Annotated in this window: 26 protein-coding genes; 10 read left to right on the top strand and 16 right to left on the bottom strand. The window is 70.7% G+C overall.

The features are described from left to right. Nucleotides 1-24 precede the first annotated feature (24 nt). From IT293_21415 to holA, 3 genes are read left to right on the top strand one after another with little or no spacing between them, the layout of a single operon-like run. Complete coding sequence (locus IT293_21415) at nucleotides 25-2,523, top strand: leucine--tRNA ligase (GenBank protein MCC6767217.1); 2,499 nt, start codon at nucleotides 25-27, stop codon at nucleotides 2,521-2,523. Continuing rightward, nucleotides 2,520-3,128, top strand: coding sequence for a hypothetical protein (locus IT293_21410; protein ID MCC6767216.1), 609 nt, complete (start codon nucleotides 2,520-2,522; stop codon nucleotides 3,126-3,128). Before IT293_21415 ends, IT293_21410 begins: the two co-directional genes overlap by 4 nt. After that, nucleotides 3,128-4,129 (top strand): DNA polymerase III subunit delta, encoded by a 1,002-nt coding sequence (gene holA, locus IT293_21405; GenBank protein MCC6767215.1) that lies wholly within the window; start codon nucleotides 3,128-3,130, stop codon nucleotides 4,127-4,129. The genes IT293_21410 and holA overlap by 1 nt, the downstream gene beginning before the upstream one ends. Before the next feature lie 20 nt (nucleotides 4,130-4,149). Here the strand turns inward: holA and rpsT are convergent, their stop codons facing one another. Beyond that, nucleotides 4,150-4,422, bottom strand: coding sequence for a 30S ribosomal protein S20 (rpsT, locus tag IT293_21400; GenBank protein MCC6767214.1), 273 nt, complete (start codon nucleotides 4,420-4,422; stop codon nucleotides 4,150-4,152). Nucleotides 4,423-4,460: 38 nt separating this feature from the next. On the opposite strand from rpsT, the gene murJ reads away from it, so the two are divergent. Beyond that, nucleotides 4,461-6,113, top strand: a complete 1,653-nt coding sequence (gene murJ / locus IT293_21395; GenBank protein ID MCC6767213.1) for a murein biosynthesis integral membrane protein MurJ — start codon at nucleotides 4,461-4,463, stop codon at nucleotides 6,111-6,113. Here the strand turns inward: murJ and mazG are convergent. Next, complete coding sequence (mazG, locus tag IT293_21390; GenBank protein ID MCC6767212.1) at nucleotides 6,108-6,965, bottom strand: nucleoside triphosphate pyrophosphohydrolase; 858 nt, start codon at nucleotides 6,963-6,965, stop codon at nucleotides 6,108-6,110. The two genes, murJ and mazG, sit on opposite strands and share 6 nt — an antisense overlap. A 97-nt stretch (nucleotides 6,966-7,062) precedes the next feature. Between mazG and grxC the strand changes: the two genes are divergently transcribed. Further along, nucleotides 7,063-7,314 (top strand): glutaredoxin 3, encoded by a 252-nt coding sequence (gene grxC, locus IT293_21385; protein ID MCC6767211.1) that lies wholly within the window; start codon nucleotides 7,063-7,065, stop codon nucleotides 7,312-7,314. A gap of 15 nt (nucleotides 7,315-7,329) precedes the next feature. Here the strand turns inward: grxC and IT293_21380 are convergent, their stop codons facing one another. The 9 genes from IT293_21380 to IT293_21340 all read right to left on the bottom strand — a co-directional run bounded on the left by IT293_21380 (nucleotide 7,330) and on the right by IT293_21340 (nucleotide 15,011). Further along, nucleotides 7,330-7,875 (bottom strand): hypothetical protein, encoded by a 546-nt coding sequence (locus tag IT293_21380; protein ID MCC6767210.1) that lies wholly within the window; start codon nucleotides 7,873-7,875, stop codon nucleotides 7,330-7,332. A gap of 85 nt (nucleotides 7,876-7,960) precedes the next feature. After that, nucleotides 7,961-8,767 (bottom strand): alpha/beta fold hydrolase, encoded by an 807-nt coding sequence (locus IT293_21375; GenBank protein MCC6767209.1) that lies wholly within the window; start codon nucleotides 8,765-8,767, stop codon nucleotides 7,961-7,963. 44 nt (nucleotides 8,768-8,811) lie between these two features. Continuing rightward, nucleotides 8,812-9,222 carry a hypothetical protein gene (locus IT293_21370; protein ID MCC6767208.1) on the bottom strand — a complete coding sequence of 137 codons (411 nt, stop codon included), beginning with the start codon at nucleotides 9,220-9,222 and terminating at the stop codon, nucleotides 8,812-8,814. Between the two features lie 72 nt (nucleotides 9,223-9,294). Continuing rightward, the gene (locus IT293_21365; protein MCC6767207.1) at nucleotides 9,295-10,413 is read right to left on the bottom strand and encodes a CDP-alcohol phosphatidyltransferase family protein; all 1,119 of its coding nucleotides are present in this window, start codon (nucleotides 10,411-10,413) and stop codon (nucleotides 9,295-9,297) included. Beyond that, nucleotides 10,406-11,446, bottom strand: coding sequence for a Gfo/Idh/MocA family oxidoreductase (locus IT293_21360; GenBank protein ID MCC6767206.1), 1,041 nt, complete (start codon nucleotides 11,444-11,446; stop codon nucleotides 10,406-10,408). Before IT293_21360 ends, IT293_21365 begins: the two co-directional genes overlap by 8 nt. A gap of 35 nt (nucleotides 11,447-11,481) precedes the next feature. After that, nucleotides 11,482-12,804, bottom strand: coding sequence for an aspartate aminotransferase family protein (locus IT293_21355; GenBank protein MCC6767205.1), 1,323 nt, complete (start codon nucleotides 12,802-12,804; stop codon nucleotides 11,482-11,484). Further along, nucleotides 12,797-13,609, bottom strand: a complete 813-nt coding sequence (locus tag IT293_21350; protein MCC6767204.1) for a hypothetical protein — start codon at nucleotides 13,607-13,609, stop codon at nucleotides 12,797-12,799. The genes IT293_21355 and IT293_21350 overlap by 8 nt, the downstream gene beginning before the upstream one ends. After that, a complete protein-coding gene (locus IT293_21345; GenBank protein ID MCC6767203.1) occupies nucleotides 13,609-14,307 on the bottom strand; it encodes an NTP transferase domain-containing protein in 699 nt (232 codons plus the stop codon). Before IT293_21345 ends, IT293_21350 begins: the two co-directional genes overlap by 1 nt. Next, the gene (locus IT293_21340; protein MCC6767202.1) at nucleotides 14,304-15,011 is read right to left on the bottom strand and encodes an HAD family hydrolase; all 708 of its coding nucleotides are present in this window, start codon (nucleotides 15,009-15,011) and stop codon (nucleotides 14,304-14,306) included. The genes IT293_21345 and IT293_21340 overlap by 4 nt, the downstream gene beginning before the upstream one ends. Before the next feature lie 61 nt (nucleotides 15,012-15,072). On the opposite strand from IT293_21340, the gene IT293_21335 reads away from it, so the two are divergent. Beyond that, nucleotides 15,073-16,350, top strand: a complete 1,278-nt coding sequence (locus IT293_21335) for a CDP-alcohol phosphatidyltransferase family protein (protein MCC6767201.1) — start codon at nucleotides 15,073-15,075, stop codon at nucleotides 16,348-16,350. A 4-nt stretch (nucleotides 16,351-16,354) separates the two neighbouring features. Here the strand turns inward: IT293_21335 and IT293_21330 are convergent, their stop codons facing one another. From IT293_21330 to IT293_21310, 5 genes are read right to left on the bottom strand one after another with little or no spacing between them, the layout of a single operon-like run. Then, nucleotides 16,355-17,347, bottom strand: a complete 993-nt coding sequence (locus IT293_21330; protein MCC6767200.1) for a flippase-like domain-containing protein — start codon at nucleotides 17,345-17,347, stop codon at nucleotides 16,355-16,357. Further along, on the bottom strand, nucleotides 17,344-18,009 hold the full coding sequence (locus tag IT293_21325; protein ID MCC6767199.1) for a phosphoribosylglycinamide formyltransferase: 666 nt from the start codon (nucleotides 18,007-18,009) through the stop codon (nucleotides 17,344-17,346). The genes IT293_21330 and IT293_21325 overlap by 4 nt, the downstream gene beginning before the upstream one ends. Beyond that, nucleotides 18,002-19,063 carry a phosphoribosylformylglycinamidine cyclo-ligase gene (locus IT293_21320; GenBank protein ID MCC6767198.1) on the bottom strand — a complete coding sequence of 354 codons (1,062 nt, stop codon included), beginning with the start codon at nucleotides 19,061-19,063 and terminating at the stop codon, nucleotides 18,002-18,004. Before IT293_21320 ends, IT293_21325 begins: the two co-directional genes overlap by 8 nt. A 33-nt stretch (nucleotides 19,064-19,096) precedes the next feature. Next, nucleotides 19,097-19,690 (bottom strand): methyltransferase domain-containing protein, encoded by a 594-nt coding sequence (locus tag IT293_21315; protein MCC6767197.1) that lies wholly within the window; start codon nucleotides 19,688-19,690, stop codon nucleotides 19,097-19,099. A gap of 43 nt (nucleotides 19,691-19,733) precedes the next feature. Next, nucleotides 19,734-20,453: a ComF family protein gene (locus IT293_21310; protein MCC6767196.1), complete on the bottom strand. Its 720-nt coding sequence runs from the start codon at nucleotides 20,451-20,453 to the stop codon at nucleotides 19,734-19,736. Nucleotides 20,454-20,683: 230 nt separating this feature from the next. On the opposite strand from IT293_21310, the gene IT293_21305 reads away from it, so the two are divergent. The 4 genes from IT293_21305 to IT293_21290 all read left to right on the top strand — a co-directional run bounded on the left by IT293_21305 (nucleotide 20,684) and on the right by IT293_21290 (nucleotide 23,758). After that, nucleotides 20,684-20,848, top strand: coding sequence for a hypothetical protein (locus IT293_21305; GenBank protein MCC6767195.1), 165 nt, complete (start codon nucleotides 20,684-20,686; stop codon nucleotides 20,846-20,848). A gap of 7 nt (nucleotides 20,849-20,855) precedes the next feature. After that, on the top strand, nucleotides 20,856-21,305 hold the full coding sequence (locus IT293_21300; protein ID MCC6767194.1) for a GatB/YqeY domain-containing protein: 450 nt from the start codon (nucleotides 20,856-20,858) through the stop codon (nucleotides 21,303-21,305). A 111-nt stretch (nucleotides 21,306-21,416) separates the two neighbouring features. After that, complete coding sequence (locus IT293_21295) at nucleotides 21,417-21,908, top strand: transcription elongation factor GreA (GenBank protein ID MCC6767193.1); 492 nt, start codon at nucleotides 21,417-21,419, stop codon at nucleotides 21,906-21,908. Nucleotides 21,909-21,916: 8 nt separating this feature from the next. Continuing rightward, nucleotides 21,917-23,758, top strand: coding sequence for a long-chain fatty acid--CoA ligase (locus tag IT293_21290; protein ID MCC6767192.1), 1,842 nt, complete (start codon nucleotides 21,917-21,919; stop codon nucleotides 23,756-23,758). Nucleotides 23,759-23,880: the final 122 nt, after the last annotated feature.

Genomic DNA, 23,880 nt, shown 5'->3' with positions numbered 1-23,880 from the left:
GACGCGGACAGGCTCCTAGACGGCATGGAACACCGCTACGATCCCCACGCCGTCGAGCGGCGCTGGCAGGCTCGCTGGGAGGCCGATCGCACCCACGAGGTCCGGGCCGACGCGTCGCGCCCGAAGTTCTACTGCCTCGAGATGTTTCCGTATCCCTCGGGACGCATCCACATGGGGCACGTCCGGAACTACACGATCGGCGACGTGATCGCGCGGCAACGGCGCATGCGCGGCTTCAACGTGCTGCACCCCATCGGCTGGGATGCCTTCGGGATGCCAGCGGAAAACGCGGCGATCGAGCGCGGCGCCCACCCCGCCGACTGGACCCGCGACAACATCGCCTACATGCGCGATCAGCTGCGTCGGATGGGCTTCAGCTACGATTGGGGCCGCGAGATCGCGACCTGCGATCCCGCGTACTACCGCTGGGAGCAGCGCTTCTTCCTCGCGATGCTGGAACGCGGTCTCGCCTACCGCAAGAAGTCGATCGTCAACTGGTGCGAGCGCTGCCAGACCGTACTCGCGAACGAGCAGGTCGAGGACGGGAAGTGCTGGCGCTGCGAGTCGGTCGTCCGCGAGCGCGACCTCGAACAATGGTTCCTCCGCATCACCGCGTACGCCGACGAGTTGCTCGCAGGCTGCGATCGGCTCGCGGGCTGGCCCGAGAAGGTGCTGGTGATGCAGCGGCACTGGATCGGACGGAGCGTCGGCGCGGAGCTGCGCTTCGCGCTCGACGGTCGAGACGGCGAGATCCGGGTCTTCACGACCCGTCCCGACACGGTGTTCGGCGCCACGTTCGTCAGCCTCGCGGTCGAGCACCCGCTCGTCGTCGAGCTGTCGCGCGGTACGGCGCAGGAGGCGACGGTGGACGCGTTCGTCCGCACGGTGCGATCCCAGGCGCCGGAGGCGCGCGCGGAGGGGAAGGACGGGGTTTTCATCGGGGCCCATTGTCGCAATCCCTTCACGGGCGAGCGCCTCCCGATCTACGCCGCGAGCTTCGTGCTCATGGCCTACGGCGCGGGCGCCGTCATGGCCGTACCGTGCCACGACCAGCGCGATTTCGAGTTCGCCGGGATCCACGGGTTGCCGAAGAAGGTCGTCGTGCAGCCGGAGGGGGAGCCGCGGCTCGATCCGGCGCGCATGACCGCGGCACACGAGGGACCGGGTTGCCTCGTGGGGTCCGGCGAGTTCGATGGATTGGCGAGCGACGCGGCGAAGGCGCGCATCACGGACGCCGCGGAGGCTCGCGGATTCGGGCGCGCGGCGACGCAGTATCGCCTGCGTGACTGGGGCGTCTCGCGGCAGCGCTATTGGGGGGCGCCCATTCCGGTCGTCTATTGCGACGCGTGCGGCATCGTTCCCGTACCGGACGCCGACCTGCCGGTCGTCCTGCCGCTCGACGCCGAGTTCACGGGGTCGGGGGGGTCACCGCTCGCGAAGCTCGAGCACTTCGTGCGCACCACGTGTCCGACCTGTGGGAGCGCCGCCCGCCGCGAGACCGACACGTTCGATACGTTCATGGAGTCGTCGTGGTATTTCCTGCGCTACACGACACCGGACGAGACGACCCGGGCGTTCGCCGGCGACGCGATCCGCTACTGGCTGCCCGTTGACCAGTACATCGGCGGCGTCGAACACGCGGTGTTGCACCTCTTGTACGCCCGCTTCTTCACCAAGGTGCTGCGTGATCTCGGCGAGATTCCCGATTGGGAGGCGCCGGGCGAGACGATCGAGCCGTTCGCGAACCTCCTGACGCAGGGCATGGTCATCAAAGACGGTGCGAAGATGAGCAAGTCGAAGGGGAACGTCGTCGACCCCGACTACCTCGTCGAGCGGTACGGCGCCGACACGGCACGCCTGTTCTCGATCTTCGCGGCGCCCCCCGAGCGGGACCTCGAGTGGAGCGATCAAGGCGTCGAGGGGGCTTCGCGCTTCCTCCATCGGATCTGGCGCATCGTGGCTCGGGGATGCGGCTGGCTGGCGGGAGCCGCGCCGTCTGGGTCCGCGGCGCCGAGCGCCGACGCGCGCGCGCTTCGCCGCCTCACGCACAAGACGATCGCGCGCGTGACCGAGGACGTGGAGCGGAGGAATCACTTCAACACTGCGGTCGCGGCGGTGATGGAGCTCGTCAACGGCTACGCGGAGCTCGTCCGGGACGAGGCGCCGTCGGACGCCGACCTCGGAGCCGCGATCGGCGAGGCGGTGCGTACGACGATCGTCCTCCTCGCGCCGTTCGTGCCGCACATCGCCAGCGAGCTCTGGCAGGAGGTCGGCGGCGGTCGGCCCCTCGCCGCGACGCCGTGGCCCGAGGCGGACGGTGACGCGCTCGTCGAGGACGAGGTCCAGTTGGTGGTGCAGGTGAACGGCAAAGTGCGGGGACGGTTCACCGCCGCGCCCGACACGGTGGAGAGCGAGCTGATCGCCCGCGCGCTCGCCGATCCGAAGGTGCAGGCGCAGATTGCCGGTAAACCGGTCCGCAAGACCCACGTCGTTCCAGGGCGGCTCGTCAGCATCGTCGTATGAGGGCGCGTGGCGTGCGGCGGTGGACCGCGTTCCGGGCGGCGCTCGGCGCATGCCTCGCGCTCGTTCACGGTTGCGGGTACCACTTCGCCGGAACCGGCCGGGCGTTCGAGGCGGGCATCCGGACGATCGGCGTCCGTCCGTTTGCGAACGAAACGCGCGAGGTCGGCGTCGAAAAGCGCCTGGCGATGGCGATCGAACGGGAGTTCGTGTTGCGCGGTCCGCTGAAGGTCGCGAAGCCCGACGAAGGAGATCTGGTGCTCACGGGCACCGTGAAGACCGCCGAGGATCGCCCCGTCGCGTTCAACCGCGACGACGAGGTCCTCATCTACCAGACGATCCTCGCGCTCGACCTCGACTTGCGCCAGCGTGCGACCGGCAAGCTCGTCTGGAAGGTGCGCGGCCTCCGGGTCGTGGACGACTACGAGAGCATCGCCTCCGTCATCGTGACCACCTCGTCGGACTTCCGGAAGGGGACGTTGAATCCTGAGGACCTCGGGGGATTCACCGACGTGCAGCTCGCGGAGTTCCGTCGACGCGAGACGCTCGACCGGATGATCGGCAGCGTGGCGCGCGACGTCTACGAGCAGATCATGGAAGATTTCTGATGGCGTCCAGACCCACGAGTCCGCTCTACCTGCTCGCGGAGGAGCGGCGGGGGGAGTTCGACGGCTGGCGCGCCGACCGCGCGCTCACCGACATCCGCCGCAACCTCGAGCAGGCGGGATCGCTCGCGGTGCACGGCTATCATGCCGGCGAATGCGACGTCGTCGCGCTCGCGGATGCGATCGAGACCCCGTCGCTTTTCGGCGCGCGGACCTTCATCGTCGTGCGCGGTGTCGAGAGCCTCGACGAGCGGAGTCAGGAGCGTCTCACGGCGGCGCTCGACCGCCAGGCGCCGCAAGTGACGCTCGCGATCGTGGCGCGCGGAGCCGACATGCGTCGGCGCTTCTTCGCTCGATCCCGCGAGCTGGCGGTGCGGATTCCGGTCGATCATCCGCGCGCGAGCGAGATGCGCGGCTTCGCGGACGCGTTTGCGCGGGAGCGTGGCCTCGAGCTCCGCGAGGATGCGCGCGCGCTGCTGCTCGAGTGCGTCGGCCGCGATCTTCTCCTGCTGGCGAGCGAGCTCGACAAGCTCGCGGCGGCGGTCGAGGGCCGCGCGGTCGACGTGGACGACGTGCGACGTGTGACCGCTCCGGGGCGCGAGCACGGCAACTTCGAGGTCGCCGACGCGTTCTGCGCGCGCGATGCCGCCGCCGCGACGCGACTCCTGGGCTGCGCGCTCGACGAAGGGGCGCAGCCCATCGCCCTCATCGGCGCTCTGGCGGCGAGCTTGCGGCCGCTGGTGGCGGGCGCCGAGCTGGTCGCTCGCGGCCGCAGCGTCGATGAGGCGCTGCGGGAGCTCGCGCTCGCGCCCTATCAGCGCATCGCGTGCCAGCGTGGGCTCCGGGCCTATCGCGCGGGGGAGCTCCGCCGCGCGTACGGTGAGCTCGCCGACATCGACCTCGCCGCCAAGAGCGGAGGTGACGGCCGGGTGCTTCTCGAGCTCTGGATGTTGCGGACGTGTCGTGGCGCGGTGCGTCCGTCAACGACACCACGCCGCCCGTGAGGTCGAGCGGGGTGGGGGGGTCAGGCGTTGGCCGTCAGCTTGCGGACGGCCAACGTGAGGCGCGAGATCTTGCGGGAGGCGGTATTGCGGTGAAACACGCCCTTGGTTGCGGCCTTGCTGATGGCACGGGTCGCGCTCAGGAGGCGCTCGGTTGCTTCTGCGCCGTTGCCGGCCGCGATCGACTCGCGGAGCTTTCGCACCGAAGTGCGAACGCGCGACCGGATCACGGTGTTGCGGGCTTGCCGTTTGACGCTCTGACGATGGCGCTTTTGTGCGGACGGGTGCTTGTTCACAGTGGCGGCGCTTCTAGCAGCCGACCCCCTGGTCGTCAATGAGCGAGAAGCGACAGATCGCCCGGGCGGCCGGGCTGGTCGGCGGTTTGACGGTGGTTTCGCGCGTGACCGGGCTCGTGCGCGACATCGTGGTCGGGTACCTCTTCGGGGCCGGCATGGGCGCAGACGCGTTCTTCGTTGCGTACCGCATCCCGAATCTCTTGCGGCGCCTCGTGGCGGAAGGGGCGGCCACCGCAGCCTTCATCCCGGTCTTCACCGGATACCTGGCGCACGGACCGCGGGCCGAGGCCGATCGGGTGGCGCGCGTGCTGTTCACCATGATGGCGCTCGTGCTCGGCGTCGTCACGGTGCTCGGAATCGTCTTCGCGGGCCCGATCACGGCCCTTTTCGCGCCGGGCTTCGCCGCGGTGCCCGGAAAGCTCGAGCTCACGAGCCGGCTCACCCAGGTCGTGTTCCCGTACATCTTCAGCATCGGGATGGTCGCGGCGGCGATGGGCGTGTTGAACGCGCTCCGCGATTTCTGGGCACCGGCGATGTCCCCGATCGTCATGAACCTCGTGATGATCGCGGCGACGGCCGCGTTGGCGCCATGGCTCGGGATCTACAGCCTCGCGGTGGCGGTCCTCCTGGGGGGGGCCGCGCAGATGGCGTCGCAGCTTCCGGCGCTCCAGCGACAGGGGATTCCCCTCACGCCGCTCTGGGCGCCGCGTCACGCGGCGGTGAAGCGCGTCGGGACGTTGATGCTGCCGACCGTATTCGGCTCGGCCGTCTATCAAATCAACGTGCTGGTCAGCACGATGTTCGCCTCGCTCTTGCCGGCGGGGAGCGTCGCCTTCCTCTGGTACGCCGAGCGTCTGTTCGAGTTTCCGCTCGGCGTCTTCGCCGTCGCGCTCAGCACGGCGGCTCTGCCGAGCTTCGCGACGCTGGCCAAGCACGACCTCGCGGCCTTCCGGGACACGGTCGTTTTCGCGCTCCGCCTCGTGAATCTCATCGCGCTTCCCGCGGCGGTTGGGCTCGCCCTCACCGCCGAGCCGCTGACGTCCGTCCTGTTCATTCGGGGTCAGTTCACGCCCGCGGATGCCGCCGCGACGGCTGTCGCTGTGCGCTGGTACTCCGTCGGACTCTGGTCGGTCGCGTGCGTCCGCGTCCTGGTCCCAGCGTTCTACGCGCTCGAGGACACGCGCACTCCGGTTCTCACGGCCGCTGCGGCTTTTGTCGCCAATCTGTTCTTCGTCGTGTTGTTGATCGGTCCGGTGACGGTACCGCCGGACTCGTGGTTCGGGCGGACGATGGCGACGGCGACGCATGCGGTCGGCATCCTCGATCTCCGCCACGGCGGATTGGCGCTCTCGACTTCGCTGGCCGCCACCGTGAATCTCGTGGCGCTCGCCGCCCTGCTGAACCGGCGGATCGGCGGTTTCGCCTGGGGCTCGTGGCTCGGCTCGACGGCGCGAACGGGCATCGCCTCGGCGATGATGGTCCCGGTCGTGCGGACGATCGTGGCCCGCGTCGAGTGGTTCGACGGCACGACGACGCTGGCGGTCAAAGTGGGGTGGCTGCTGCTGGCGGTTGCGGCGGGCGCGGCGACGTGCGGCGCGGCGCTCAACGTCGTCGGCGGGAGCGAAGTGGCCGCGTTTCGCCGTGCGGTCGTGACGCGGTTGCAGCGCCGGATCGCACCGCGGCCGTCATGACGAACCCCCTCCCGGGGCACGGCCCTCTCCGGGGGCACGGCCCTCTTCGAGGACACGGTGGTCGGCGCCGCGCTCGGCGCGCTTCTCGGCCTCCCAGAGCGCTTCGAGCTCGTCCTGTGGAACCGCGTGGATGTCCCGACCGGCGACGGCGAGGGCGCGTTCCATGCCGCGAAAGCGTCGGGTGAAGCGCGCCAGCGTCTCGCGCAGGCTCATCTCGGCGTTCTGATCGGCGAGGCGGGAGACGCTCGCGAGGGCGAAGAGCGCGTCACCGACCTCGTGCGCGACGCGCGACGGTACGCCCTCCGTCAGGGCCTCCTCGAGCTCCGCCACCTCTTCGCGGACCTTCGCCATCGCGGCGCGCGGAGACGGCCAATCGAATCCGACGCGGGAGGCCTTCTCGCCGATGCGATGCGCGGCGTGGAGGGCGGGCAGCTCGGAAGGCAGCCCGCTCAGGATCGAAGGGTCCGCGTCGGTCCCCTTGCCGGCGCGTTCAGCGCTCTTGATGCGCGACCAGTTGCGGAGCACGTCGGCGGTGTCGGCGACCTTCACGTCGCCGAAGACGTGGGGATGGCGCCGTACCATCTTGTCGATGACGCCCCCGATCACGTCCTCGATGGTGAAACCGCCGCTTTCGGCGGCCATGTCCGCCTGCATGACGATCTGCAGGAGCAGGTCACCGAGCTCGTCGCGCAAGTCGTTCGGATCGTCGCGATCGAGCGCGTCGAGCGTCTCGTACGACTCTTCCAAGAGGCACCCGCGCAGGCTCTGCGGCGTCTGCTCGCGATCCCAGGGACATCCGTCCGGACCGCGTAGGCGCCGTAAGATTCCCACCAGCTCGCCAAATCGGTTCATCCGCGGCACCGTTCCGAGGTCGCCGCGGATTGTCAACTCACCGACGTCGCCGCGCGAACGGTTGCCGGAGGATCGGGCCGTGGTTAGGCTGCCCCGCATGGCAAGAGTCACCGTGTACACGACCCAGATGTGTCCGTATTGCGTGCAAGCGAAGCGGCTCCTCGGAGAGCGCGCGATCCCCTACGAAGAGGTCGACGTCGGAAACGATCCCGCCCTGCGCGACGAGATGATCGCGCGTGCCGGCGGGCGGCGCACGGTGCCGCAGATCTTCATCGATGGTGCGCATGTCGGCGGCTACACGGAGCTGCGCGCGCTGGCCGACCGCGGCGGTCTCGCCGGCCTACCGTAACCGCGGCGCGGCCGGTCAGCGGGCGTCGGTGCCGAACGCCACGTCGATCTGCAGCTCCTCGCCGATGGCCTGCAGCCGCTTGCCGAGCGCGGTCGCGTCCACGTGCTCCGGAACGTCGAGCTCCATGCGCATCGTATAGAGCGGCGTCCCGCTCTCCGGCTCCGGGCGCGACTGCGTCGTCATGGCGGCGATGGTGACGGCGTGATCGGCGAGGCAGCGGGCGATCTTCGCGACGATGCCCGCGCGGTCCACGCCGATCGCCTGCAGGCCGTAGCGGCGGGCGCGGGCCCGCGTCGCGTACGGAACGGGCTCGCCCTCGAGCGGCCGAAAGAACACGGTCAGGCGCTTCTCCCACTCGAGCCGCTTGCAGCCCGACGAGAGACGTTGCTCGGCGTCGGGTCCTGCGGACGACAAGAGGAGCAGCACGGCGAACTCGCTCCCGAGGATCGTCATGCTGGAATCTTCGAGGTTGCAGTCGCACTCGTAGATGAGCTCCGCGAGGTCGGCGACGATGCCGGGGCGGTCGCGACCGATCGCGGAGAGCGCGTACCAGCTCTTCATGGCGACGCGCATAGCCGCCGCCGCGGTGGCGGTCAATTGCGGCCGGGGGCCGCGACGGGAGCGCGCGTGTGCGACGGGCGCGCCGTCACTCGGCCGCGCCCGCGAGTTCGAGGCCGCCGAGGAAGGAGAGTATCGCCGTCGTGAAGAGGGCGGGGGCTTCGATCGGGAGGTTGTGACCGGCGTCGGGAACCATCACGAGTCGTGCCCGCGGCAGGCGGCGCGACAGGATGACCGAGCCTCCCGGAGGCGTCATCTGGTCGGCGAGGCCCTGCAGGATCAGCGTCGGAGCGCGGAGCGCCGGGAGCTCGTCCGTGAAATTGTAGGAGCCGAACGCGCGCGCGCTGGCGGCATAGGCGCGGGGATCGTTCGCACGCGTCTGCGCGGCGAGCTCCCGGACGACCTCGGGATGCGCCGCCGCGAACGACGGGCCGAAGCCGCGCGGGTCGGGATCGGAGTCCGCCGAGCCGAAGCCGCGCTGCTCGATGGTCTCGGCGAGGCGGGTCCAGGCCGCTGCGGCCTTCGGCCCGACCTCGCTCGAGGTGCTGGCGAGGACCAGCGACGACGCGCGCCGCGGGCAGTCGAGCGCGAAGCGCTGTGCGACCGCGCCCCCACCGGAATGACCGACGAGATGTGCCGACGGCTCGCCGAGCACGTCGAGCAACCCCGCGAGGTCGCGTGCGAAGAGCTCGGGCGAATAGGGTCCCGCGGGCTTCGCCGACATGCCGGCGCCGCGGAGATCCCAACGCAGGACGCGATACCGGCGCGCCAGGACTTCGACGTGCGGATCGAAGAAGCCGAGACGACCTCCGAGCCCGTGCGTCAACACCACGAGCGGGCCGGCTTCACCGGCGAGCTCGTAGTGCAGACGAATGCCGTCGACGCTGGCCTCCACCGGCGCCGAGCACTATCCCAGACGATCCGTTCGAGGAAGCCGGGTCAGCTCGACGTCGGCGGCGAGATCGGCTGCTTTCCGGCGAGGAGACGCCGCCGGGCCGCGGGGCTCCGACTCGCGCTCGCGACGCGCCAACGCCACGCGATGAGCGCGCGGCGCAGGGGCTCGTGTGCGAGTCCGAGGGCCTCGCACACGTTCACGTACGAGAAGATCCAGCGGCGATCGTTCGACAGGATCCAACGCTCGGCCTCATCGGGTGGCAGCGGTGAGCCCCCCGTACCGACGACGCGTCGTTGGAACACGACGATGGCGTCGCAGAGCACCGCCAGCAGGAGTCGACGTTCGGGTTCCGCTACCTCCAGCACCCGAGTAGTCTCGGCAAACTGCTCGGGCAGGAGCGGGAACGCGTCGTCCCACCGATGGTCCCCTCGACGAAGCATTGCGGGGTTCGACATGGCGTTATCCTCTCTGCCGGGAGTACGGCCGAGCCCGGCGAGAGGTTTCGCGAGGCGGGCTGGCGCGGCGCGTCAGCGCCGGGAGAGGACGCCCAGGATCAGGAGCCCGAGGGCGAAGACGTAGGTCCCGATCGCCGACATCCAGAGGAACCAGTCGAGGCGGCCGGCGAGTGTCAGGACGACGAGCAGATACGCGAACTCCCGACTCGCGAAGGCCTCGTAGAGCGCGCGCTGAGCGGGGCTCGGAGGACGGCGGACGACGCAGGCGTAGACCGATGCCATGGCGAGCAGGACGCCGCCGAGGAGGGCCCAGCCCAGAGCGGCGACGATCGCGTCGCCGCTCCGGGCGTAGAGGCCGATCGCGATCCCGCCGAAGAGGAAGAGGTGGACGAGGTTGTCGCCGAGGATGTCGAGCTTCGCTCCGAAGGCGCTCTCGCGGTAGGTCATGCGCGCGATCTCCCCGTCGCAGCCGTCGACGATCGTCGACAAGAGGAAGAGGAGGGCTCCGGCGACGGCCGCGCTCGGCGTGCCGCGCGCGAAGCAGCAGCCGCCCGCGATGCCGATCGCGATCGAGGCGAGCGTCACGACGTTCGGCGCGATCCCGGTGGGAAGGAGGAGGCGGGTGAGGCTGCGCGACAGGCGGCGGTCGACGAGCCGCGTGAACCAGCCGTCGCCGCTCCGGCCGAGGCGCGTGAAGAGCGCGCGCTCGGCGGCGGCGCGGCCGGTCGCGTCGCTGGCCGGAACGAGGAGCGCGTCCTTCGGCGGGGTCCAGCGCGGGAGGTCTGCGGGAGGTTGCAGGCCTGGTCGAGTCCGAGGGTCGAGCGCGGCCGGGCAGCAGGGGTCGGCGCGCCAGAGGACGCCGCGGGGCGCGGCGTGCGGCCCTGGCGTCGGCTCCTCCGCGAGCGCCGCGATCGTGGCCGGCGCGGCGACGGTGGTGGCGGAGATCACGACGATCGGGTCACCCGCCGCACCGACCCACGTCGCCGGCGGCACGTTCCATTGCACGTCCACCGGGGGCATCCTGAGGGCGGCGTCGCGGCCTGGACCGAGCAGCAGCAGACGCGTGGCCCCGGCGCGCGCCAGGGCGAACGCGGCGCGTTCCACCAGCCGCATCCCGCCGACGACGTGGTCGGCGCCGCCGTTCGCGACGATGATCCCGTCGAAGGGTCGCGCCGCGACCCCGTCACTCACCGGGGGTCGCGGGGCTTCCCGCCGGGGCGGATGGGACCTCCGCCAGCGCGAGACGCACGCCGCCGCCCGCGCTCGACTGGTAGCCGCGCTCGAGGAGGCGGCAGCAGGCCTCGGCTTCGCGGAGGTTGCCGCCGCGGGTCGCCGGATCGTGCAGCTCGGCGTGGAAATCGTCGAGCATCGTGGCGAACCAGTCGGGATGGTACGAGCCGGCCGAGAGCGGCTGCGCGAAGCGCGTCTCGACGGGAGGCCCGTTCCCGATGGTGGTGATCAGGGTGCCGTCCGCGATCGTCAGCGTGCCGAGGCTTCCCGTCACCGTGCCGGAGTTCCGGCGTGCGTCGCCCGCCCACGTGAGGAAGATCTCGGCGCGTGCCCGCGGGAACTCGATGGTGCATTCGGCGGTATCCTCGACGCTGGTCGCCGTGAACTTGCGCTGCGACGTCACGGCGGAGATCGCGACCGGGTCCGCATCGGCGAGGTGGCGGGCGAGGTAGAACGCATGCCATCCGTGGTCGACCAGGATGCCGCCGCCGGCGGCCGCCGGATCGAGGCGCCACGTGCCGTCGGTGCCCGCGTCGGTCGGCGGCGTCGTGCGGACCGTCTCGAGACGGACGTGCGACACGGCGCCGATGTCGCCGCGGCGGAGCGTGCGCTTCGCGGTGCGGATGATCGGCGCGTATTTCCAGTTGTGGGTCGTGAAGACGACCGCGCGTGCGGCGCTCGCGGCGTTGCGGATCTGCCGGAGAACGTCCCACGTGGTGGTGAGGGGTTTCTCGCAAAGGACCGCCACGCGCTTGGCCAGCGCGGCGAGCACGATCGCGGCGTGGCTCGCGGGCGGCGTCGCCACATCGACGAAATCGAGACGCTCGTTCAGCAGGAGGTCGTCGATGTCGGCGTAGCGGCGCGCCGTCGGCAGCGCCTCCGCCGCGAGCGCCAGCCGCGTCTCGTTCGGGTCGCAGACCGCCACGATGTCGAAGAGCTTGTGCTCGCGCCAGGCCGGCAGATGGCCTTCGACCGCCACGTTGCCGAATCCCACGATCGCCCCGCGCAGCGGGCGTGGCCGCCTCCCCTTCACGACGCCGGAACTTCCTTGGCGGCGCGGGCGAAGACCCGGTCGAGGATGTCGAGCCCCCGATCGGCTTGCTCGCGCGTGATCGTGAGCGGGGGATTGATGCGGATGCGCGGGAAGTATCCCATCATCAAGAGGCCGTGCTGGAGCGCATCGAGGAAGATGCGCTCGGTGGCGGCGCGCCCGAGGAGCTCATTCGTGCTGCGGTCGGCGACGAGGTCGACGCCGATCATCAAGCCGGCGCCGCGAACGTCGCCGATGAAGGGGTACGTTTCCCGCATGGCGCGCAGGCGATCCAGCATGTGCGCGCCGATCGTCGCGGCGTGCTCGACCAGCCCCTCGTCGACCATCGCCTCGAGTGTCGCGAGGGCGGCCGTCGCCGCCAGCGGATTGCCGCCGTAGCTGGAGGACGACGCGCTCGCTCGCGAGAATGGCTCGGCTCTCACGATGTCGTCGGACGAGATCACGCCGCTGATCGGAAAGCCGTTCCCCATCCCTTTGCCGACCGTCATGACGTCGGGGACCACGTTGGAATGGTTGCACCCGAACCAGCGGCCGGTGCGTCCGAAGCCGGTGATCATCTCGTCGGCGATCAAGAGCGCGCCGATCTCCTTTGCGATGCTCTGGATCGCCGGGAGGAACTCCGGCGGAGGGACGACGTTGCCGGCCGTGCCCTGCATCGGCTCGATGACGATCGCCGCGACCGCCCCCGAGGTGGTGCGCTTGATCGCCTGCCGCGCGAAGTCCGCACAGGCGAGGCCGCAGTCGGGATGACGAAGCTTGAATGGGCAGCGCGCGCAGTCGGCGTAAGGCACGGAGAACCGGCCGCCGGGAAGGGGGCCCCAGCCGTGCTTCGACTCGTCGCCGATCAGGCCCATGACGCCCGCCGTCTTGCCGTGGAACCCACCCCAGAACCCGACGATCTCGTATTTGCCCGTGGCGGACATCGCGAGCCGGAACGCCGCCTCCACCGCCTCCGCACCACCGCTGAAGAGCTGTGTGCGAGCGAGGTTCCCGGGCGCCAGCTTGGCGATCAGCCTGAGCAGCTTCAGCCGATTCTCGGTCGTGAAGCTGCCGACGGAGATGCGCCGGAGCTGCGCCTCCACCTTGGCCATGTAGGCGGGATGCGCATGGCCGAGGCTCGCGACGGCGACACCCGCGAAGAAGTCGAGGTAGGTGTTGCCGTCCAGATCCGTGATGGTCGCGCCCCGCCCGGATGCGAGCGTCAGCTCGGACAGCAGCGCGATGCGCTGCTGTCCGGGCGCGACGACGGCTTGCTCCTCGTGGAACACCGAGCGGGACTTCGGGCCGGGTTTCTTATCCATGCTGTCCTTGCGCGGCCGGCGCGACGTCGATCAGGCGGTCGATCGCGTAGCCGGCGATGGCGTCGGCAGCCTCGTCGCGACAGCGCGCGAAGCTCGGCCAGTCGTTCACGTCGATGAGGAAGGGACGTCCGTCGGGGGTGACGACGAGATCGCCGCCGAACACGTCGAGCCCGAGCGCGGCGGCGCCCGCGTGCGCGACGCTCCACAAGGCCGGGATCGGAGCCGGAACGGCTCCTTCTCGGGTGTAGCAGCGGAAGAAGCGCCCGTCGGCCACACCGTAGAACTTCACGACGACGCCCTCGACGTGGGTCTGTAGCGCCGCGTGGGTGATGCCCCGCGCGGCGAAGTCCGCGAGCGTCGCGTCGAGCGCTTCCCGCGTCGGCGCGAAGACGACGTCGTCCGTGGTCATGGCATGGACGTCGCCACGCTTCACCCAGCACGGCGCGCGCGCGCCGCGCGGTCGTTCCGTCGCGGTTGGGACGATGCGCGTCGCCGGAAACGGGGTTCCGGCGGCGGTGAGGCGGCGTATCGTCTCGTGCCGATGGCAGGCGCGAATCGCGTTCGGGTGGTTCATGACGGTCGCGGCGGCCGCCGCCCGGTCGAGCACGGCGAGGGCGCGATCCGACTGGCACATCGCGAGCACGGCCGCCGGCGCACCGTCGGCGAGCAGCTCGATGCCGCCGAGCCGCATGGTCAGGCCGCGCGCCGCCAACGCGTCCCGCGTGCGCTCGAGGATCGCGGCGTCGTCGTCGACACGACCCGGGGAATACTCGGGCTCGCGGAATACGCCTACGAGGCTCCGCATCAGACGTTCAGGCCGAGCAGGCGCTCGGCGGCCACGATGTCCTCGGGGCGATCGACGTCGATCGCCGCGCCGACGTCGAACCCGTAGAGCGGGTGACCGTGCGTGAGAAGCGCCCCGAGCACGGCGCGAAACGCGGTGAAAACGCGCGGGGCGATTTCATCCGCGAGCGAATATACTAGGGGTTGGAGGAAGTAAACGCCGGCGGTGACGTGACGTGCGCGCGTCGCGTCGCCGAGCGATCGGATGCGGTCGTCCGCATCCACTTCGGCCCAGAGCGGCTTCTCGTCGTCGACGGTCGCGGTCACGCCGAGGACGCTCGCGGTCGGCGAGAGGGCGCGGCCGCGCGCTGCCAGCGCGACCAACGCGCTCGGGGCGCAGATGGCGTCGACCGTCGTGAGGAGGAACGGCGCCTTCGAGAGGAACGGGCGCAGCGCGAGGAAGCTCTCCGCCGAGCTCGCGGTCGTGCGTTGGAGGACGTCGATCGGGACGGGCCAGGGCGTGTCGTGGAGGTACTCCCGCACGCGATCGGTCTCGGCGTTCACGATGCACGCGATACGCGAAGCGCCGGCGGCGTAGAGGGCGTCGATGGTGCGCGCGATCAGCGGGCGGCCGGCGATCTCGACGAGCGGCTTCGGGGTGCGGATGCCGCGCGCCAGCAGCCGCTCGCCGAGCCCCGCCGCGATGATGCCGGCGATCATGCGAGGAGCGCCTCGAGATCGAGCAGGGAGTCGAGGCGCCAGACGTTTGCGGGTGTGCGCGGTGTCGCCGCTCCCGGGCGCGCCAGCCACGCGCTTCGCATGCCGACGATGGCGGACGGGACCACGTCGCGCTCCCACGAGTCGCCGACGTGGAGCACGGCAGCGGCCGGCACGCCGAGCCGCACGGCGGCCAGAGTGTAGATCGCAGGGTCGGGCTTCGCGAGGCCCTCGATCGCGGAGTCGACGACGACGTCGAAGGGCGCGAGATCGGCCTCGGCGAGGAGCGCGGGCATGTTGCCGTAGGAGTTCGAGACGACGCCCAGGCGGAAGCGGCGGGCGAGCGCGCGCAGGAGCGGCCGGTTGCGGTCCCAGGCGGCGCGCGTATCGGCGATGAAGGCATCGGCCAGCCGCGTCGCCAGCACGTCGTCGCGGCGGCCGTGATGCCGGAGCTGGAGGTCGACGTGCGTGCGGATCATGCGCGCGAGACCGAACCCGCGGATCTCCGGGTCGCGGGTGATGGCGGCGTCGGCCGCATAGAACGCGTCCTTCAGGGTCGCGAGCGGGACGGCGGCGTCCGCTTCACCCCAGAGGCGCACGAAATGATCGAACCAGTGCTGCGCGTCGCCGTCGAGGGTGCCGCCGTAGTCGAGCAGGATCGCGACGAGACCCTCGGCGCGTCGCGCTGCGCTCGCGGAGCGTGCCACGCGGGAGACGTACCAGGCGTCGCGGAGACCGGCAATTGACGCCGTTCCGGACGGACGATACGTGGCGCGGATCGTGGAGGGGCGGACGGAGGCAGGGCGCCGCGACGGCGCCGCCGCCGCGGCGGCGCGCGACGCGCCGGCCGTGGACGTCATGATCTTCGTGCCGTCGGACGCGACGTGGCGACGTGCCGGAACGCCCGGCGGTCTCTCACTGCTCGAGCGCCAGTTGAAGCAGCTCGTGAAGCTCGATCGCGCCCGCGTCGTGCTGCTGGTACGCGACGGGGATCCGGAGCCCGCGGTGAGTGTGCCGGGCGCGATCGTGAGCGTGCGACGCGTGCCGGAGGGCGTCGGCGATCTCGCCGGTGCGGTCGCGGCGACGCCCGACCGTCCGCACGTCTTCCTCGCCCTCGCGGCCGATCGGCTGGTCGATCTCCGCGTCTTGCGCGCGCTCCTCGACCGCGATCGCACCACGTTCGTGAGCTGCGACGGCTCGCGGCAGGAGCCCGTTGCATGGATCCGGGCGGCCGACGTCGCGCGCCACGGAGCCGCGGTCGCGGCGCACGCGGAGCGTTGCCTCCTCGAAGAGATCGATCCCTACAGCGCGGAGCTTCGTGGTGACGCGGCGCCGTACGTCGTCACCGTGGGGACGACGGAAGAGCGCCGGGCCGGATGGGACGTGCTGCTGGATCATGTGCAGAAGCGCGCACTCGACCTCCCAGGGCAATACTTCGACGCGCCTTTCGAGAACTTCCTCGTCCGACGCTTCGCACCGACGAGCGTGACGCCGAACCAGATCACGCTGTTCACGTTGGTGCTGGCGGGCGTGGTCGCCGCGCTCTTCTACGGTGGCTGGCTGCGCGTCGGCGTACTCCTGGCCCTGGTCGTCGGCGTGCTCGACGGTGTGGACGGCAAGCTTGCGCGTCTGAAGCTCCAGACTTCGAAGCTCGGCGAGCTCGAGCACGTCGGGGACTTCTTCTACGAGAACGGCTGGTACCTCGCGCTGGCGTCGCACTTCGGGCGCGCCGGGGGCCGTGCGGATCTCTGGTATGCGGGCTGGCTGCTCGTGGCCTGCGACCTGGTGGACAACCTCCTGTACCTCGCGGCGCAGCGGGCGACCGGCCGCATGCTCGACGAGCTCACGCCGTTCGATCGTCGGTTCCGCGCCGTTGCCGGTCGGCGCAACGTGTACGTGATGATTTTGGTCGGGGGCTTCTTCACCGGGCGTCCCGCCGAGGCCTTCGTCGGCGTCGTGGCGTGGGCGGTGGCGACCGTCGCGGTGCACGCGTTCCGCGTCGCCTGGGTGTTCGCGACAGCGCCGCGCGCGGCGCGTCCGAGGTGAGCGCTCAGGCCCGATCGGGTGCCGGCGCGCGCATGGAAAGCACGGCATACGCCGCGAGCCCGAGCGCGACCACCGTCAGCTGACTGAGTCGGACGATCACCGCGACCGCGAGGCCGGTCGTGGCGCTCAAGCCGAAGGTCGTGAACACCAGCACGCGGCCGGCTTCCTGCACTCCGACGCGCCCCGGAACGAGGAACGCCGCCGAATCGAGAACGAGCGCGAACGCCTCGATGGCGAGGCAGGTGGCGATCGAGACCGGCATGCCGAGCATCGTCAGGGTGAACGAGAGCTGGAAGAGGCCGACGATCTGCCCGAGCGCGTGCCAGGAGACCGATGCAACGAACGCGCCCGGTCGCTCCCGGTAGAAGGCCGCGAGCTGACGATCGAGTGCGCGCGCGGCGGCGCGCGCGCGCTCGACGAGGCGCTCGGCGAGGCCGAGTCGCGGCAGGCCGTTCGCGAGGCGCGCGAAGATGCCGCCGCGTTGCAGCCAGACGAAGCTCAGGACGCCGCCGGCGGTCGCGACGACCGTCAGGACGATGGCGCCCCGGAGGTCGGGGGCATCGCCGGTCCGGCTCAACACCGCCGACAGGCCGAGCAGCACGAGGATCGTCTGGCCGAGCGCGTAGCTCATGCGGGCGGCGACGAGCGAGGCCGCCGTCGTGGCCGTCCGCAGGTACGGCCGCAGGAGGAGGGTCTTGACGACCTCGCCGCCGACGGTGGCCGTCGGTGTGACCTGGTTGATCGCGACGCCGGCCTGCCGCACCCAATACAGGCGTCCGAAGCCGACGGGCGACCCCGGCGGCAGGATGGCGCGCCAGGCCGCCGTGTTGCAGGCGTCGATCACGAGTTCGAACGCCACGACTGCGAGGATGGCCCAGCCGAAGCGACGGAGGTCGTCCACGAGGCGTGCGGGGCCGACGTGCTGTACGAGCGCCGCGAACACGCCGAATCCCGCCAGCACGATGGCGGCGTGGGCGACGCGCGCGCCGCGGATCACGCGGCGGGCAGCATCGGGTTGGCGAGCACCGCATCGGTGGCGCAGGCGCCGCCGTCGACGAGCACGCGACGCCCCTCGACGCGCACGCGTCCCGCCGCGATCAGCTGGATGGCGAACGGATACAGGCGATGCTCCTGGCGTTGGATACGCGCGTGGAGCGTCTCCTCGGTGTCGTCGGGCAGGATCGGGACGGCCGCTTGCGCGAGGATCGGTCCGTGGTCGGTCTCCTCGTCGACGAAGTGCACGGTGACGCCGGTGATGCGAGCGCCGTGGGTGAGCGCCTGGCGTTCCGCGTGCAAGCCGGGAAACGCCGGGAGGAGGGCCGGGTGGATGTTCAGAACGCGGGTGGGGAAGGCCCGCAGCAACACCGTCGTCACGAGGCGCATGAAGCCCGCGAGTACGACGAGGCGGACGCCGTGCTCGCGGAGCGTCTCCGCTACGCGGGCATCGTAGGCTTCGCGCGACGGCGCCTCGCGGTGGCGCAGCACGACGGTCGGGAGCCCGTGACGGTGCGCACGCGCGACGCCGCCGGCGTCGGCCACGTTGCTCACGACGACCGCGATGCGAGCGTCGAGCGTGCCTGCGGCGATGGCGTCGATGAGCGCCTGGAGGTTCGTGCCGCTCCCGGAGAGCAGCACGCCGAGCGCCAACGGCTCAGGCATCGCGTTCGACGTACTCGAGTCCGCGGGTGCCGCGCTCGACCACCCCGATGCGGCATGCCCCCGTGCGCTGGCGACGCAGGTGGGCGAGGACGCGCTCGGCCCGGGAGGCCGCCACCACCAGCACGTAGCCGACCCCGTTGTTGAACGTGCGGTCCATCTCGGCACGCGCCACGCCGCCGAGACGCTGGATGAGCGGAAAGATGGGCGGCACGCGCCACGATGCGCGGCGAACCACCGCCCGACAGCCCGCCGGCAACACGCGGGGAAGGTTGCCGGGGAGGCCACCCCCCGTGATGTGTGCCATGCCGCGAATCGCGCCTCGCGGCGCCGCGGCGAGGAGCTTTCGCACCGTCCGGACGTAGATGCGCGTGGGGCGCAGCAGCTCGTCTCCGAGCGTCCCGCGCAATCCCGGAGCCGGTCGGTCGAGGCGGAGCTTCGCGCGCGTGAGCAGGACGCGGCGTGCCAGGGCGAAGCCGTTGCTGTGCAAGCCGCTCGACGGCAAGCCGATCAGTGCGTCGCCCGGACGGATGCCCGTTCCGTCGATCACCCGCCGTCGCTCGACGACACCGACGGCGAAACCGGCGACGTCGTACTCCCCGTCGGGGTAGAACGACGGCATTTCGGCGGTTTCGCCCCCGACGAGGCTGCACCCGGCCTCGCGACAGCCGCGCGCGATGCCGCGCACGAGGTCGGTCGCGCGACGTACGTCGAGACGTCCGGTCGCGAAATAGTCGAGGAAGAGCAGGGGCTCGGCGCCGATCGTGAGGAGGTCGTTGACGCTCATCGCGACGAGATCGACGCCCACCGTGTCGTGGCGGTCGAGCGCGAAGGCGATACGCAGCTTCGTGCCGACGCCGTCGGTGCAGGTCACGAGCAGCGGCTCGCGGTAGCCGCGAGGCAGGCGCGCGAGCGCGGCGAACCCGCCGACGCCCGCGACGATCTCGGGGCGGCGCGTGCGGCGGGCCAAGGAGCCGATGTTGGCGACGAGCCGATCGCCCGCGTCGATGTCGACGCCGGCGTCGGCGTAGGTGAGCGCGCGAACGGGGCTCGGCATCGCGGCGGATAGCATCGGAAAGCGTCCTCGCTGTCAATGCGCGGAGGCGGGGCGGCGCGCGAGAATGCCGGCGCGCGGCGCGCGCCGGCCGCGATGTCGCGCGTCGCCGTCGTGCCGCAGCAGGATCTCCCAGTCGCGGCAGAGGACGTCGAGCTCGCCCGGCTCGAGGCAGAACTCGGCGCGCACCGCCGGCGCGATGCCCGTCCCGCGTGCGTGCGTCTCGTAGAGCAGGACGCCGCCCGGCGCGACCGCCGCGCGCAACGAAGGGAAGAGAGAGCGGTCGAGGAAGCTCACGACCAGCACCAGCGCGTAGTGATCGGTCGGCAACGGCCAGGTGGCGACGTCCGCCGCGAGGCATCGGACGTCGAGGCGCCGCGCGGCGGCGTGGCGGTGGACGGCCGTGAGCGCGGCCAGCGCGAAGTCGATCGCGTCGACGCGATAGCCGCGCTCGGCGAGCAGCAGCGCGTGGCGCCCCCGTCCGCACGCCAGGTCGAGAGCGCGCGCGCCCGCCAGACGTGTCGGGGCGCCGAGCAGATCGAGCGCGTCGACGACGAACGGGGACGGCGCCCCGAGTTCCTCGTCGGTCCGGTGGCGTTCCTGCCAGAGCCGCCGGCGATCTTCGTCCACGTCGCACGCTATAGCGCGGTCGCGGATGCTACGGGATCCCCGCTCAGAGGACGCGCGCGATCGTGACGACGTCGACGGCGGTCGCTCCTGCGTCGCGGAGGCACCGTGCCACGGCTCGCACCGTCGCCCCCGACGTCCACACGTCGTCGACGAGCAGGATCGGACGATCTCGGACGGTCGCGGGATGGGGAACCGCGAAGGCGCCCGCGACGTTCGCGGCGCGCGCCGCGACGGTCGTGCTTCCGACCTGGCTCGGAGTATCGCGGACGCGGACGACCGCTCCGAGCCCGACCGGTCGGCCGAGGTCACGTGCGAGGTGTCGAGCAATCACGGCGCTCTGATTGAACCCGCGTGCGCGCAGGCGTCGGGGATGCAGGGGCACCGGGATGACGAGCGCGGCGTCCGCCGTGGAGACCCGCGAGGTCAGGACGGTGGCGAAGCGCCGTCCGAGCCGGCGCGCTCCTTGATACTTGAGACGGGCGATCGCGCGCGCGACCGGACTCGGCCCCGTGCTGCCGTCGTAGGCGGCCCACGCCCGCGCGGTGCGGATCGGCGCGTCGGGCGGCGCGCAGAGGGCGCAACGGGCGTCGGTCGTCCGGGGAGCGCCGCATCCCGGACACTCCGGAGGTCCGAGGCGGCGTGTGGCCACGAGGCAAGCGGCGCAGAGGAGATCGATCGGGTGGACGAGCGCGTCGCACGCGGCGCATCGTTCGGGACAGAGCAGGTCGGTGGGAAACCGGAGGGCGGATCGGAGGATCTGCACGTGACGCTCCTGGGCCAGGGCACGGGGGAGTCACACGCTACGCGCGGGAGAGCGGGGGGACAACCCCGACGGCCTCGCGCGCTCGTGTGACGACGGATCGTATGAGAGGCCGCACTGGGTTTGGCGTGCGAGCGCCGACGGTCGCGTCCGAGAAGTCGTCTGGACATTCTGCGGGGCCGGCCGGTACACTCTTGCGGCGCGGCACTTTCGGAGGGGCCGAAAGGACCGTCATGCGGCAATTTGTGGCAGGGCTCCTGCTCGGGTTGGCGGCGATGTATTGGTACGCCTATCAGAAGGAAGCGTTCCTCCAGGCGACGAGCGATTGGTTTGCCGAAGCGTCGGCCGATCCCGACGCCAAGGAGAAGATGGACAAGATGATCTCCCGCAGGCACTAAGGCGGGGATGGCGGACGGGCTCTCCGAGGCGCAACTGCGGCAACAGCTGCAGGACGCGATGAAGCAGCGCGACAGGGTGACCGTCTACGTGCTGCGCGGCCTGCTCGCCGCGGTGGCCAATCGACGGATCGACGCCGGGGGAGGCGAGCTGCCGGCCGGCGAGATCCTGGCGCTCGTCCAGCGCGAAGCGAAGAAGCGGGAGGAGGCCGGGGAATTCGCACGTCGCGCCGGGCGCGACGATCTCGTGGCCGAGAATGCCGCGGAGCGGGCGATCCTCGCGCGCTACTTGCCCACCGTGCTCGGCGACGTCGAGCTCACCGCGCTCCTCCAGGGGTGGATCGCGGAAGGCGTCGATGCCATGGGCCCGCTCATGGCTCGCCTCAAGGATCGACACCCGGGTCGGTACGACGGCAAGCGCGCGAGCGAGATCGTGCGCGGCCTGCTCGCCTCCCGCTAGACCACCGTTGGACCGGACCGCGCCCCGCGGCGTGCGTCGTGTGGATCGTCGGACGCGCGTTTTGACTTGCGCGAAGGGATGCGGCTAGCATCCCTCGCCTCGGAGGAGCGCATGGAGCTGCCCGTCGTCACTCGCCTCAAGAAGGAGCTTCAGGAGCTCAAGCACGAGCTCACCGTGAAGGTCCCGAAGGAGTTGCAGGAAGCCGCGGCCCACGGGGACCTCTCGGAGAACGCGGAATACGATGCCGCCAAGGCGAGGCAGGAGTTCCTGAAGGCGCGCATCGGGCAGATCCAGAATCGCATTCGTGAGCTTTCGATGTACACGCTCGCGTCCATTCCGCACGACGTGGTGGCGTACGGGAGCCGGGTCACCGTCATGGACGGCGAAGAGGGGACGACGTCCGAGTACCGGATCGTCTTTCCCGAGGAGGTCGACGCCGCGAGCGGGGCGATCTCCCTGAGCTCGCCGATCGGACGGGCGCTCCTCAACAAGGCGGTCGGCGACGAGGTCGAGGTACAGGCGCCGGTCGGCAAGCGGAGCTATCAGATCGTCGGTCTCGTGACCCTGCACGAGGCGACGGCCAACGTTTCCGGCGGGAGCTGATCGCGCCGGTGCCGACCGAGTCGACGTCGCGCGGAACCGCCTTCCGGAACCTCGCGCAGATGTACTTCGACCGGGCCGCGGTACGCGCTGAAAAACCGCGCTATCGCGTGAAGCGCGACGGTGCGTGGCGCGAAGTCTCGTGGGACGAGGACGCGACCGCGATCCGCGAGATCGCCGCCGGCCTCGTGGAGCACGGCCTGCAGCCCGGCGAAAAGGTCGCGATCCTCTCCGGGACGCGACCGGAATGGGTCGACGCGGACATCGCGATCTACGCGTGCGGCGCGATCAGCGTGCCGATCTACCAATCGAACCTCCCGCACGAGTGCGGCTACATCCTCGCCAACTCCGAATCGCGGGTGTGCTTCGTGGAGAACGCCAAGCAGCTGGCGAAGGTCCGTACCGTCCAGCGCGAGGGGTTCGAGCTCGACGGCGAGCGGGTGTCCATCGCGGTAGGGCTGCTCGTCCTGATGGAGGGCGAGCCCGACGGCGCGGACGTCGTCGCCCTCGCCGACCTGCGCGCGCGGGGGCGGGCGGCGTCGGAGCACGCGCAGCCGATCCTCGACGCGCGTATGGCGGCCGTCGGGCGCGACGACCTCGCGACGATCGTCTACACGTCGGGGACCACCGGTCCGCCGAAAGGGGTGATGCAGACCCACGGAAACCATCTCGCGGCGATCGAGGCCGTGAGCGCGCTCGGGGTCGTCGCGGAAGGCGAGGTGGACTTCTTCTTCCTGCCCCTCGCGCACTCGTTCGCGCGCATGGTCGAGTATCTCGGGCTGTTGCTGGGAACCGTCACCGCCTTCGCCACGTCGATCGACACGCTGACGCAGGAGCTCGGCGAGTCGCGACCGCACCTCATCCCGTCGGTGCCCCGTATCTACGAGAAGATCTACGCGCGGATCATGGGGACGCGTCAGCAGAGCGGTTTTCTGCAGGGCGCGATCTTCGATTGGGCGCTCGGGGTGGGGCGCGAGCGCAGCGCCTATCTGCAGCGCGGTGAGGCGCTCCCGCTGCTCGTCTCGTTCCAGGGCATGATCGCCGACCGGCTGGTGTTCTCGCGCATCCACCAGACGCTCGGCGGGCGCGTCCGTCTCATGGTCTCGGGCGGGGCGCCGCTCGCGCGCGAGATCATGGAGTTCTTCCACGCCGTCGGGCTGCTGATCCTCGAAGGCTACGGCCTCACCGAGACGACGCCGATCCTGACCTGCAACCGGCCGGACCAGTTCAGGTTCGGGACCGTGGGCCCGGCGATCCCGAACGTCACACTGCGGATCGCTCCCGACGGCGAGATCCTCGCCAAGGGACCGAACGTCGCGCAGGGGTACTACAAGCGTCCGGAGGCGACGGCCGAGTCCTGGGACGCCGAGGGTTGGTTCCATACGGGAGACATCGGTGAGATCGACGCGGATGGGTTCGTGCGGATCACCGACCGCAAGAAGGACCTCATCAAGACCTCGGGCGGAAAGTACGTCGCGCCCCAGAACATCGAGAACCTCTTGAAGACCCAGCTCCACATCAGTCAGGCGGTCGTGATCGGGGACAATCGAAAGTACGTCGTGGCGCTCCTGACGCTCGATTTCGAGGAGGTCGAACGCTACGCGGCGGCGGCCGGCATCGAGCTACGCACCCGGGCGCAGGCAGCAAGCCATCCCGAGATCACGGCGCTCGTCGATCGCGAGGTGCAGCACGTCAACAAGCACCTGGCCTCGTACGAGAGCATCAAGTACTTCCGGATTCTCGAAGGGGACTTCTCCCAGGAGACCGGGGAGCTCACGCCGAGCCTCAAGGTGAAGCGCAAGGTCGTGACCGAGCGCTACCGGGAGGTCATCGACCAGATGTACGGCTCCTGAGGTTGGCTGCCGTCGCGGCGGTCGGGAACGGTACGCTTGCCGCACCGCGTCCCAGGCTTGCGCCTTCGCAAGGCTCGTGTTATTGCCGCGAACTGCTTCAAAGAAGTGGGCCCGTGCCCGCT

The sequence above is a fragment of the Deltaproteobacteria bacterium genome, from assembly GCA_020848745.1.
Classification (GTDB): Bacteria; Desulfobacterota; Binatia; order UTPRO1; family UTPRO1; genus UTPRO1.
The sequence above is the reverse complement of the archived record's forward strand: the minus strand, read 5'-3'. Positions and strand labels throughout refer to the sequence as shown.

Bases quoted from the DNA above. Each gene is read 5' to 3' on its own strand.
- IT293_21415 (MCC6767217.1), top strand. From the start codon at position 25: ATGGAACACCGCTACGATCCCCACGCCGTCGAGCGGCGCTGGCAGGCT.
- IT293_21380 (MCC6767210.1), bottom strand. From the start codon at position 7,875: ATGAAGAGCTGGTACGCGCTCTCCGCGATCGGTCGCGACCGCCCCGGC.
- IT293_21320 (MCC6767198.1), bottom strand. From the start codon at position 19,063: ATGCCGAGCCCCGTTCGCGCGCTCACCTACGCCGACGCCGGCGTCGAC.
- grxC (MCC6767211.1), top strand. From the start codon at position 7,063: ATGGCAAGAGTCACCGTGTACACGACCCAGATGTGTCCGTATTGCGTG.
- mazG (MCC6767212.1), bottom strand. From the start codon at position 6,965: ATGAACCGATTTGGCGAGCTGGTGGGAATCTTACGGCGCCTACGCGGT.
- murJ (MCC6767213.1), top strand. From the start codon at position 4,461: ATGAGCGAGAAGCGACAGATCGCCCGGGCGGCCGGGCTGGTCGGCGGT.
- IT293_21350 (MCC6767204.1), bottom strand. From the start codon at position 13,609: ATGCGGAGCCTCGTAGGCGTATTCCGCGAGCCCGAGTATTCCCCGGGT.
- holA (MCC6767215.1), top strand. From the start codon at position 3,128: ATGGCGTCCAGACCCACGAGTCCGCTCTACCTGCTCGCGGAGGAGCGG.
- IT293_21295 (MCC6767193.1), top strand. From the start codon at position 21,417: ATGGAGCTGCCCGTCGTCACTCGCCTCAAGAAGGAGCTTCAGGAGCTC.
- IT293_21305 (MCC6767195.1), top strand. From the start codon at position 20,684: ATGCGGCAATTTGTGGCAGGGCTCCTGCTCGGGTTGGCGGCGATGTAT.
- IT293_21325 (MCC6767199.1), bottom strand. From the start codon at position 18,009: ATGCCTGAGCCGTTGGCGCTCGGCGTGCTGCTCTCCGGGAGCGGCACG.
- IT293_21370 (MCC6767208.1), bottom strand. From the start codon at position 9,222: ATGTCGAACCCCGCAATGCTTCGTCGAGGGGACCATCGGTGGGACGAC.
- IT293_21355 (MCC6767205.1), bottom strand. From the start codon at position 12,804: ATGGATAAGAAACCCGGCCCGAAGTCCCGCTCGGTGTTCCACGAGGAG.
- IT293_21345 (MCC6767203.1), bottom strand. From the start codon at position 14,307: ATGATCGCCGGCATCATCGCGGCGGGGCTCGGCGAGCGGCTGCTGGCG.
- IT293_21300 (MCC6767194.1), top strand. From the start codon at position 20,856: ATGGCGGACGGGCTCTCCGAGGCGCAACTGCGGCAACAGCTGCAGGAC.
- IT293_21410 (MCC6767216.1), top strand. From the start codon at position 2,520: ATGAGGGCGCGTGGCGTGCGGCGGTGGACCGCGTTCCGGGCGGCGCTC.